The 11,070-nt window shown below is 46.0% G+C and carries 7 protein-coding genes; 1 reads left to right on the top strand and 6 read right to left on the bottom strand.

Annotated features, from left to right (window positions below):
* Window positions 1–20: 20 nt before the first annotated feature.
* Entirely contained in the window at window positions 21–740 is a 720-nt protein-coding gene (locus KIT90_RS26215) for a 3'-5' exonuclease (protein ID WP_009706878.1), read from the bottom strand.
* An 8-nt stretch (window positions 741–748) separates the two neighbouring features.
* On the bottom strand, window positions 749–2,638 hold the full coding sequence (locus KIT90_RS26210; RefSeq protein ID WP_005438856.1) for a DUF294 nucleotidyltransferase-like domain-containing protein: 1,890 nt from the start codon (window positions 2,636–2,638) through the stop codon (window positions 749–751).
* Between the two features lie 218 nt (window positions 2,639–2,856).
* On the opposite strand from KIT90_RS26210, the gene KIT90_RS26205 reads away from it, so the two are divergent.
* Entirely contained in the window at window positions 2,857–3,498 is a 642-nt protein-coding gene (locus tag KIT90_RS26205) for an outer membrane beta-barrel protein (RefSeq protein WP_009706877.1), read from the top strand.
* Between the two features lie 118 nt (window positions 3,499–3,616).
* On the opposite strand, the gene KIT90_RS26200 is transcribed toward KIT90_RS26205, so the two are convergent.
* From KIT90_RS26200 to KIT90_RS26185, 4 genes are all read right to left on the bottom strand, one after another.
* On the bottom strand, window positions 3,617–4,807 hold the full coding sequence (locus KIT90_RS26200) for an amino acid aminotransferase (RefSeq protein ID WP_009706876.1): 1,191 nt from the start codon (window positions 4,805–4,807) through the stop codon (window positions 3,617–3,619).
* 182 nt (window positions 4,808–4,989) lie between these two features.
* Window positions 4,990–6,456, bottom strand: coding sequence for an HD domain-containing phosphohydrolase (locus tag KIT90_RS26195; RefSeq protein WP_285379471.1), 1,467 nt, complete (start codon window positions 6,454–6,456; stop codon window positions 4,990–4,992).
* Window positions 6,457–6,979: 523 nt separating this feature from the next.
* Entirely contained in the window at window positions 6,980–8,701 is a 1,722-nt protein-coding gene (locus tag KIT90_RS26190) for a solute:sodium symporter family transporter (RefSeq protein ID WP_005438848.1), read from the bottom strand.
* Window positions 8,702–8,834: 133 nt separating this feature from the next.
* Window positions 8,835–10,937 carry an alpha-galactosidase gene (locus KIT90_RS26185; RefSeq protein ID WP_285379469.1) on the bottom strand — a complete coding sequence of 701 codons (2,103 nt, stop codon included), beginning with the start codon at window positions 10,935–10,937 and terminating at the stop codon, window positions 8,835–8,837.
* Between the last annotated feature and the right edge of the window lie 133 nt (window positions 10,938–11,070).

Raw genomic sequence — 11,070 nt, 5'->3', positions numbered from 1 at the left:
GCTTCTCGCTTCTCGCTTCGCTACAGCCACAAGCTACTGATTGGTTGCTCTTCGCTGTAGTGGTGAGCAATTTGCGCTTGAAGTAATTCAGCGGTGGCAATGGCGTCCGTTAACGCATGGTGTGGCGTGTAATCCGGAAGGCCATAGCGACGTCGTGATTGTGCTAAACGTAAGGATTTCGGCTTATTACCCTTTAGCTTATTCCACAAACCACCAGATGTTCTTTGTTGAATGTCTTCTTCAATTTGCAGCGTATCCAAAACAGGAAACTCAATGCCTTCGCCGATACGAGTACGCAGCGCTTGAGCGAGAAACTCTCTTTCAATACGGCGGTAATGCACCACGACAATCTTGCCTGCTAAGCTTTCAAGTAATGGTCCGAGAATCTCCCCCAAATCCGGAGCATCAATCAATTCACTGTGAGTGATACCATGAATGATGACCGATTCCTCATCGAGTTTTTCTTGTGGACGTACTTTCCAATGTTTCGCTTGGCGCAAGAAAATTCGATTGAGATTAAAAGGCACCAAACCTATGGTGATGATGCCATTTTTCTGCGGATTTAAGCCCGTCGTTTCGAAATCGAGTGCCACGAATTCCACTTGGGACAACGGGGTTTCCGGCACGGGTAACGCCTTTCCATAAAAGGCAATTAACCGATCATCTTTCGCTTGCTCCAACTTGTGTTGAAACTTGGTATGCCATTGAATGGTCGGCTTTTGAAACAACTTTTTTATCATTCCACGCCTCACTTAAACTTGTTGCTGGCCTGATAACGGAACTTAAGGAAGTTCTGACCATTGCTGAGGATCTGGAACGCATCTTTTAGGTTGCGGCGTTCGAAGTCCGACAGATTTTCTGGCTCAATGTTGTTATCTGGTTCAATACCCAATTCAACATCGATCGCTTGGTGACGGATACGCACCATAGAGATGAACTCCATCGCGTCTTTCAAATCCTGAGCACGGCCTTTTGGCAAAATGCCCGCATCAATGATGTCATCGAGTCGTTCAAATGAGTTTTGAGCGCGTGACCCCACCGCCAGTGAGTGAACACGAATCAAGTCCACAAGAGGGGCTGTACCACGACGTTTCAAGTTGATTGAGTTTTTGTGCTGGCCATCTTTTTCCATCACAAAGTCTTTAAAGAAACCCAGTGGTGGGGTTCGGTTCAACGCGTTACGAGCCAAGCATGCGAGGAAGCGGTTGTTCTTACGCGCGCGTCGAACAATGAAGCTCGTTAATTGTTCTGCCCATTTTAAACGCCCATAAACGCCATCCAAATCGAAGAAGATAGATGCATTGAGCAAGGCTTTCGGGTTCGGGTCGTCAATCCAATCGGCGAAGCACGCTTCCCACTCTGAACGTGTCATGCGCCACTCAGGGTTGGTTGCCATGATGTCACCGGTACAATATTTGTAGCCACACACGTTCAAACCATCACTAACGTATTGCGCGAGTGCTTCGAAGTATTTCCCGTGTTTTTCCTCTTGATAGGTATCGTCAAGAATGATGGCGTTGTCTTGGTCTGTGACCAATAGCTGCTCATCACGGCCCATAGATCCAAGGGCTAGGAAACAATAAGGGATTGGCGGTGGGCCCAATTCTTCTTCTGCCATTTCGAGTAGGCGTTGCTTGAAGCTTCGGCCAATGACCGACATCGCGCTGCCGACCATGTGAGAGTTGGCGTCTTCGTTAACCAGACGAACAAAACTGCTTTTCACTTCGTCGGCGACAATGGCCAAATCTTCGATGGTTTGTTGTTGGAAGATGCTACTTACTAACAATAGTGAGTTTTGCGATTCGTAACGAACAATGTCGGTCGCTTCAATGATACCAATAGGCATTTGATCTTTTACAACCGGCAAGTGGTGAACGTTGTAACGAAGCATGGTCAGCATCGCCTCATAGACGTAAGCGTTGTGATCAAGAGAGATAACCTCGGTCGTCATGACCGTTGATACTTCATCGAGAGGCGACAAACCTTCTGCCAAGACCCGGGTACATAAATCGCGGTCAGTGATAATACCGACGACAGGGGATTGTGGATCGTCTTCATCGAGCACAAAATCAGGGTCAACGATCAGCAATGATGACACATTATCTTGCGCCATTAACTGTGCGGCTTCTTGAATCGTTTGGCCACGCTCGATGGTTGGCGCGTCACGTGTCAGGAGTGTTTTTACTTTCGAGGTCGTTAGATCGTTCGCGTCGTTGTTCTCTGAAACCGCTTGGCGCAAACGAGCACTGTTTTCTACTTCAACAAAATCTGCGAATGAATCGAAGTTATCGTAGAGTTCTTGGAAGATATCTTGAGGAATGCAGTAGAGCAGGGAGTCTTCAATCGCTTTTACTGGAAAGCGAACTTTGTTGTTGGTAAGGAGACCCATCTGACCAAAAAGGTCGCCTTCATCGAGCCGGTTATACAGTTCACCTTTACGTCGATACACTTCAACTACACCGCTGCGAACCATGTAAAGATCGTGGATCTGATCGCCGAAATGAATGATAGGAGTGTCTTGACGGTAGTAAGAGATTTCGATGTTCTCTGTCACTTTGGTGAGCGTTTCTTCCGGAAGCTCGTTGAATGGGGGATACTTGGCGAGAAAGTTATATATCTCGAGAAGTTCTGCTTCCATTAAGGTGCCTTTTGGTTTGCAAGTGATAGGGTAATCTTAACTTAGTTTTAAAACAGAATCTTATCGGATCACTGTTTTTCGTGCGCAATGATAAGATTCAGACAAGTCGCACGGCAAATCCTAATTAATTCGGCTACGCTGTCATCAAGATGCCGAATTAAATCAATACAATGGCGTTTATAGAAGAGTTTTGGATGACACTCATGGAAGGAAGTAGAATGGTAAGACTATTACTCGCTGCACCTCTTGTAGCATTACCAATAATGAGCGTTGCCTCAGAAGCAGAACAAGCAGAAAAATTTGGTTACGAGCACATCAATTTAGATGTCGGTGCCGGAACCACAAACGAAGAATGGCTAGACAATTCCAACGCCACAACGTTAGGGTTAGGCGGCAATTATTTGATTCGTGATAACTGGCTACTCAATGTGGATTATTCCGCACAATTTTTCCACCCAGACGATTTCACTTTGCGTATCGACCGTTTGATGTTTGGTGGTGGTTATCGTTATGGCATCAATGAGCAGCTTGATGTGTATGGTATTTACGGCCTTGGTGCGATCAAAGCGAAAGCAACGGATGACAACACAGACCGTACCATTTCATCTGACAGTGAGTTTATTCAAGGTGTCACCATTGGTGCGAATTATCTATTCAGCGAGAAGCTAATGGCAACGGCGGAAGTACATTTAAACCGCAGCGATATTGTTGACGAGAACAACTACAAAATTGGCTTCAACTACCAGTGGCATCATGTTATCGGTACTGGTCTTTACTACCAATTCCGCGATACGGATTATGAAGGCCAACCCTCTGATCATATCAATGAAGTAGGCATTAGCTTCAAGTTTATTTACTAGTAGCGAAGAGAAAGACATCGCGATTTCTATCGCGGCGTTTTAAACAAAACAGCAGAAACTAAAAAGGTCAGCAATTGCTGACCTTTTCTCTTTTTAAGCGGTTTTCGCTAGAGGGCGATTATAGAACCGCAGCGATACCTTTACACAGAGGACCCATGTTTGACTTCGTCATGCCTGCTACGCTGATACGGCCAGAGCCAACAATGTAGATTGCAAACTCTTCCTTCAGACGGTTCACCTGTTCTTTAGATAGACCAGAGAACGAGAACATACCGTTTTGGCGCTCGATGAAGCTGAAGTCCGCGTCTACACCTTCTGCTTTCAGAGTTGCAACGAACAGCTCACGCATCTCTTGGATACGGTCACGCATTTCTGCTACTTCAGCTTCCCATTCTGCGCGCAATTCTGCATCGCCAAGAATGTGAGTCACAACTGCACTGCCGTGAGCTGGTGGGTTAGAGTAGATAGAACGGATGATCGCTTTCACTTGCGAGAATGCAGTTGTTGCTACTTCTTCTGATTCAGCAACTAGAGTGAACGCACCTACACGCTCATTGTAAAGACCGAAGTTCTTAGAGAAAGAGCTCGCCACTAGGATTTCTTTGTTGTATTTCGCGAAAATACGAAGGCCTGCTGCGTCTTCTTCTACGCCTTTCGCGAAGCCTTGGTATGCAAAGTCAAATAGAGGAAGCAGTTTCTTGTCTGCTACTAGCTTAGCCAGTGTTTCCCACTCTTCTGGCGTTGGATCGATACCAGTAGGGTTGTGGCAGCAGCCGTGCAGAAGAACGACATCGCCTTCCGATGCAGCTTGCAGATCTGTCAGCATCGCATCAAAGTCTTTGTCTTTTGTTTCAGCGTTGTAGTAGCTGTATTGCGCGGTTTCAATGCCAGCAGCAGTGAATACGCCGTTGTGGTTTGCCCACGTTGGGTTGCTGATCCAGATCTTCACTTCGCCAAGTTGACGCTTGATGAATTCGCCAGCAACGCGCAGAGCGCCTGTACCACCTGGTGCTTGTGCTGTTTTAGCACGCTTACCAGCAACGATTTCAGCATCTGCGCCGAAAAGCAGTTTTTGCACTGCTAGACCGTATTCTGCTGTACCTTCGATTGTTAGGTAAGATTTGGTTTTTTCAGTTTCAATCAGTGCGGCTTCGGCTTTTTTAACAGTCGCAAGAACAGGGGTTTCGCCTTGTTCGTTCTTGTAAATACCAACGCCTAGGTTAATTTTTTCAGCGCGAGCATCTTTTTTAAACTCTTCAGTCAGTCCAAGAATAGGGTCGGCCGGAGCGGCAACTACTTTTTCAAACATAATCTTCATCCATGTTAATCGAAGGGGTCTGCTGACATTTATACCTTTCAGCAATATTCGTTACAACAGTTAGTGAAAAGAAAACTTAAAAAAGTTTTGATTTGAAACAGAAATCTAACATAACCAATGCTTTTGACATAAAAACCCCTCTTAAGATGCGTTATAAGAGGGGGGATAAGTAACTAAGCGGCTATGTTTTGTTCATCTTGATATTGATGAGCGATATGTTGAAATTGTGTTTCGACCGCAAGAAAAGCATCGACGATTTGAGGGTCGAAATGTTTGCCACGGCCTTCAAGAATGATCGCTTTCGCCTTGTCATGACTGAACGCTGGCTTGTAAACACGTTTTGAAATTAGCGCGTCGTAGACATCTGCCAACGCCATGAGTCGACCAGATAGTGGGATTGCTTCTCCCGAAAGTTGGTTCGGATAACCGCTTCCATCCCACTTTTCGTGGTGTGTTAGCGCGATCTCTTTCGCAACTCGCAAAAATGAGCTACTTCCTAGCTGTTTTTCAGCAATTGACAACGCTTCGGCACCAATTTCAGCATGGCCCTTCATGATCTCAAACTCTTCATCGGTCAATTTTCCCGGTTTGAGTAACACGCTGTCAGGCACGCCGACTTTACCCACGTCGTGAAGCGGGGCCGATTTATACAACAGTTCAATGTAATTGGGAGTGAGCAACATACGATGCTGTTCAAACTGACTTAAGTGTTCTGCCAGCACTTTTACGTATTCCTGCGTTCGCATGATATGAGCGCCAGTTTCATTATCGCGAGACTCTGCCAAGGCGGACAGGCTGACAATGGCAACGTCACGCGTCGTTTTCACTTCGTCTTGTGAAACTTGCAAGCTGTCTAGCATTTGGTTGGTGAGACAAGCCATTGAGCCAAGCTCATCATGTTGGAATACAGGGAGTCGTTGAGTCACCTTGCCTTGAGTGACTTCCAATAATGCTTGTTCTTGGCTAAACAAAATCTTCCGCATTAAGCGAGTCCAAAGAATCATTATCGCGATCACATACCCACCCACGACAAGGGCTATGTAAACCAGCTCCTTAATGAAGCTGATTTTTCCTAATCCATTGGCGATTTGTTCCGGATTTTGTTCTAGCCAATAAATGTCTTTTACAGCGACCATGGTCAAAATAGCCGTTAAGGTAACCAGCAAAGCGATCATCATTCCGATCATCTGCTTGACCATAGATTGGCGTTGCCCTGAGAGAACAAAATCGAATTGGTTTTGCTGGCGCAAGTCATTAAATTGAGCCAATTTGCTTTGCAGCTGAAGGATAGAACCTGTCAGGAAGCCAAACAGCCCCATGCCAAACAAGACTTTTACATTACTATCGAACGTAAAGTCATATTGAAGGTTGTAATAAGCCGCGAAAGGGATGCTAACCGCAGTAAATAAAATCGTATCAAGTTTAGCTTGGCGGTTTTGCGCAATTAACGGGTGTGTCGCAAGAATAAAGTGGCGCACTAAATAGATGAAGGTAAACACCACGGTGCAGTGCAAAATGACTTCGTAAACGCTGAGCGTACTGAGCATCGGACATACGCGTCCGCCATAGGTGCCAAAAAAGAATGCAGCGGCCAAATAAAGTTGCAATGTAAGCGGTGCGTTGTAGTTAGTATTCGCCATGATTAACCTTTCTAGGAACATCCTCAGCATCACTATTTTCACTCTTGGTTGCGCTTCTAGAGAGGAATTTGGTGATGTTATCGATGCTGTTGATTGATCTGTCACTTGTAAAATCAAAGACCTGCGATTCTAGCGATAGATTTCATAAAGCGCTATAAGGACAGAGAAAGGGAAACGGGGTGCATCTTTAACGTGAAAGTAAAACCGCACTTCGACTTGCCTCAAAGGGACTTCATGAATGTGAACAGAGCGGCGAAGAGAAGGTTGCATGAATATCGAGATTTCTAGGTTTTATAAAGCCTGATGATGTATTTGTGTGGTTTATTTAAAGCGTTCTGGGGATTGCCTTGGTCTATATGTTCGTTCTTCCGGTGTTGCGTTTACCTCGAAAAATCCGAAAGGATAAAAAGTACCTCGAAGAGACATTTCTTTCCTCAAAAGCTCGTTGTTGATGACGAAGTTTCGGTAGAAAACAAAAATCGGAGCCAGTGCTCCGATTTTTATGTGTGCAATCTATGTCGACTTAAGGCATGTACATGTCATTAAGCTTTGACACTTCTTTGTGCTTTCTGCGTTTGATGAAGTAGTTAGAAACCACACCGAACATCAACACCAGACCACAGAAGCCGTACACTTGCATGATAGTTGGATCGCTTGAGACAAAACCGAAGTCTGAAAACATCACGTAAGCGCCCAATACCATGTAGATGATGACCGCTGATGCTTCAAAGCGGAATGACCATGGCGTCACATCGATATTCTCATTCACTGGCATTACGTAGTCTGTATCACGCGGCATGAAGTGACCAATCGCAAACATCAGAGCAGTACACACGACGAATAGAATCGCCAATTGGTGTAGGAAGTGAATTGGTGTACCAAAGACCAATTGCATCGCAGCGTAAGAGCTAACAAATACGACCAAAGCAACTTTAGCGGCAATAGCTGGAACACGTTTTGAAATGTAGCCCACAAACACGATAGTGAAGATAGGCACACTAAAGAAGCCCGCAACCATTTGTAGGTATTGGAACAAGCCTTCTGGTGCGTACATGATGAAAGGGGCAATACAGACCGAAATGATCGCAATGATAACGCCGAAGATACGACCTTTACCGACCAACTCCTCATCCGATTTGTCTTTGCCAAATAGTGGTTTGTAAACATTCAAAGCAAACAAGGTTGTTGAGCTGTTCAATACGCCGTTAAAGGTACTTAGGATAGCGCCGAACATGACCGCAACAAAGAAACCAACCAGCGGCTTAGGCAATACTTCGTTCACCAAGCGTGTGTACATCGTATCTGGGTTGCCCGCATCTGCACCAAACATATGGAACGCAATGATGCCGGGAATGATAAGAAACAGTGGAGAGATAACTTTTATCGCACCCGCCAGAATCACGCCTTTCTGACCTTCTTTCAGGTTTTTCGCGCCAAGTGCACGTTGGATAATTGATTGGTCAGTACCCCAGTAGTACAAGTTCACCAACAATAGACCTGTGAACAGAGTAGAGAACGGCAGTGGATCGGTCTCTTTACCTACGGATTGCAGCTTTTCCGGTGCGGCTGTCAGCAATACGTCCAAACCTTCCATAAAGTTACCGCCGCCTAATGCCATCAGACCAAATACAGGGATCATCAAACCGCCGGTGATCAAGCCAACGCCGTTGATCGTGTCTGCAATTACCACGGCTTTTAGACCGCCGTAAATCGCGTAGAAGAAACCCAGCAAACCGATAGTGGCAGAAATAAGGGCGATAGAGCTGAACTCAGAAATGCCCAGTAAACCTTGTACATCAAAGATTTCACCCAGTACCACTGCGCCAGCGTAAAGAGTGGTAGGTAGAATGTTGATGACGTATTGGCACAAGAACAACAGGGTAACGAACTTCTTCACCGACATGTCGTAACGGCTTTCTAAGAAGTCTGGAATAGTGGTGATGCCTTGCTTGAGGTAGCGAGGAACAAGCAGCAGCGCAATGATAACCAGTGTAACGCCAGAGGCCACTTCCCAGCCCATCACACTCATGTTGTGGGTGTAAGATTGCGCACTCATGCCAACAAAGCTGGTGGCACTCAGGTTGGTAAGAATTAAGGAGCTGGCAATCAGCCCACCTGTTAAGCTTCGTCCACCAAGGAAGAAGCCGTCTTGAGAGGTGTTTTTATCGTTTTTAACTTTGCTGTAAGTGAACACCACAACAAAGCCTGTAAACAGCAAGAACGAAAGTAATACTGTAATAGACATTTTGTTTCCTTAACAAGTTAAGCAATTAAGTTTTGCTTGTTAGTTGTAGGGTGTCCCTCTAGCGCGTATAGGAGTGTTTTATCAGGAACAACGCGAAGTTGAAACCCGGTCGCTAGAGGGCACAGATAGAGGTTTAAATTTTCTTAAGATGAACAATGAGCGCCGATTCTGGGTCGAGAATCGGAAGCGTCACCCCAATTTCCTTTAAGTTATCGCCACTTAACGTCAGGGTTTTGTCTAGCCATTGCGGACGTTGCTTCATCAACTGGAAGCTGGTTTTTGGCATTTCAACAATCTTGACTTCGTAACGGGCGTTTTCATCCGCACAACTGACGCGAAGTGGAGATGGCAGCGCATGATTTGGCATGGCCAACTGACACACCGTAATCAGCATTTCTTGCTCGTTCTCAACGCCATAGATGTTCTGGTTTTGATCGGCAGGATCGATGCGGAAAGTACGTCCAGAATGAAGCAAATCGCGATACTGCTTGTGCAGTTGAATGTAATGAGCAAACGCTTGTTTTTCTTCCGCGCTTTCTTTTACTGGATCGAGCTCCACACCCATGTGACCACTTAACGCCGTCACGCCACGCATGTTGATCGCATGGCGACGATTGGTTGAGTGACACTCTGCAGGACCAATGTGAGCGCCCATGACTTCAGGTGGGAAGAAGTAGCTCATACCACGTTGAATCGCTTGACGTTCCAGCGCATCGTTACAATCAGAAGCCCAGAAACGGTGAGTGCGTTTAAGGATTTCAAAATCAATACGACCACCACCCGAAGAGCAAGACTCAATTTCAACCGCAGGGTGTGCTGCTTGAAGCTCGTCTAGCAAGCGGTAAAGCGCTTTCGTTTGGCCATGCACAGCAGGTTTACCTTGATGCCCTGGTTGAACCAATTCACGGTTCATATCCCATTTCAGGTAGCCGATGTTGTAGCGAGTCAGCAAGTCATTCAAACGCTCAAACAGGTAGTTGAAGCAATCTTGGTTTTGCAAATCCAACACGTATTGCCAGCGACCTGAAGGCTGGTGGTAGCCTTGCAGACTCAATACCCAATCTGGGTGTTGGCGATAGAGGTTTGAGTCTTGGCTGACCATCTCTGGCTCTACCCAAAGACCAAACTCCATGCCTTTGTTGTTTACGTGCTCGATGACAGGCTCAAGACCATTTGGGTACTTCGTTTCATCCAAGTACCAGTCACCAAGCGCTGCGCGTTCGCCATCACGACCAATGAACCAACCATCGTCAATGATGAAGCGCTCGACACCCATCTCAGCGGCTTCGGTTGCCATCTGCATGATGTATTCAGGTTTGTGATCGAAGTAGATGCCTTCCCACGTGTTTAAGTGAACAGGGCGAGGTTTGTTGTTTGGAAATTGGATAATATTGGCACGAACAAACTCGTGGAATCGCTCTGATATTCCATTCAACCCCGAGTTACTGTATGTCGCGTAAAGCCATGGTGATTGGTAGGTTTCACCGCTTTGTAGACGCTTTTCACCAGACAGTAACAGTTCACCAGCTTGAACAAAGCGACGACCGTCACTGCGAACGTCGGCACGAAGTTGGTGGTTACCACTCCAACCAAGATGGAAGCCCCAAACTTGCCCCAATTGCTCACTAAAGCCATTAGTGCCCGCGAACAAACCTGGGAAGTTTTCGTGAGAGGTGCGACCGCGACGGTTTTCTTGCATAAAGCCACCATGCTCAAAGCTCAAACGCTGAGTTTGAAACTCATGACACCAACGCCCGTGGAACGTCATCAGCTCGTTTGCATGGTTAGGAAGTGGCAGGGTAGAGGAGAGCTTACCCAAGCAATAGTCACCGGCAGTCGTGTTTTTCACGGTGATGCGTTTCTGTACCACATCACTGTTAAAGTCCAGTTGTAGCTCAATCAATAATTCAAGACCAGCAATGTCATCTTGCAGAGTAAATGTCGCGCTGTTGTCATCGTGCTCAATGGATGTGGTTGTGAACACGGGAGCCCAGTCTTCGCTGTTACGATGCCCCTCAATCCCAGGCGCATTAAAGTGACCACTACCAAGCTCAGGACAAAGTGATAGGGGTACGTCGACATCAAGACGAGCCTGCGAGATAGGACGCTCGGTTGAGAGCATTAAATCGGGATCGATCTGAGCGATCTTTGCTCCCCAATGAAGGATTTCAGGAACACGATCCACTTTAATGATCATGCTGTGATTCTTGGATTTTAAGTGAACAATTTTTTGCATGTTGTTTCTCTGTTTTCGCAAACATTTAATCTGCAAATAATCATGCGCTTGTTTGGTTTTATTTCGATTGAATAGCCGCTTAAATGTGACTTTGAACAGGTTTTGGAACTTGGTTTTGTGTGCTGGATCTGCT

This window comes from Vibrio sp. B172a, from assembly GCF_030248355.1.
Classification (GTDB): domain Bacteria; phylum Pseudomonadota; class Gammaproteobacteria; order Enterobacterales; family Vibrionaceae; genus Vibrio; species Vibrio owensii.
The sequence above is the reverse complement of the archived record's forward strand: the minus strand, read 5'-3'. Positions and strand labels throughout refer to the sequence as shown.

Coding starts and splice junctions, on each gene's coding strand:
- KIT90_RS26215 (WP_009706878.1), bottom strand. CDS start 740: ATGATAAAAAAGTTGTTTCAAAAGCCGACCATTCAATGGCATACCAAG.
- KIT90_RS26210 (WP_005438856.1), bottom strand. CDS start 2,638: ATGGAAGCAGAACTTCTCGAGATATATAACTTTCTCGCCAAGTATCCC.
- KIT90_RS26205 (WP_009706877.1), top strand. CDS start 2,857: ATGGTAAGACTATTACTCGCTGCACCTCTTGTAGCATTACCAATAATG.
- KIT90_RS26200 (WP_009706876.1), bottom strand. CDS start 4,807: ATGTTTGAAAAAGTAGTTGCCGCTCCGGCCGACCCTATTCTTGGACTG.
- KIT90_RS26195 (WP_285379471.1), bottom strand. CDS start 6,456: ATGGCGAATACTAACTACAACGCACCGCTTACATTGCAACTTTATTTG.
- KIT90_RS26190 (WP_005438848.1), bottom strand. CDS start 8,701: ATGTCTATTACAGTATTACTTTCGTTCTTGCTGTTTACAGGCTTTGTT.
- KIT90_RS26185 (WP_285379469.1), bottom strand. CDS start 10,937: ATGCAAAAAATTGTTCACTTAAAATCCAAGAATCACAGCATGATCATT.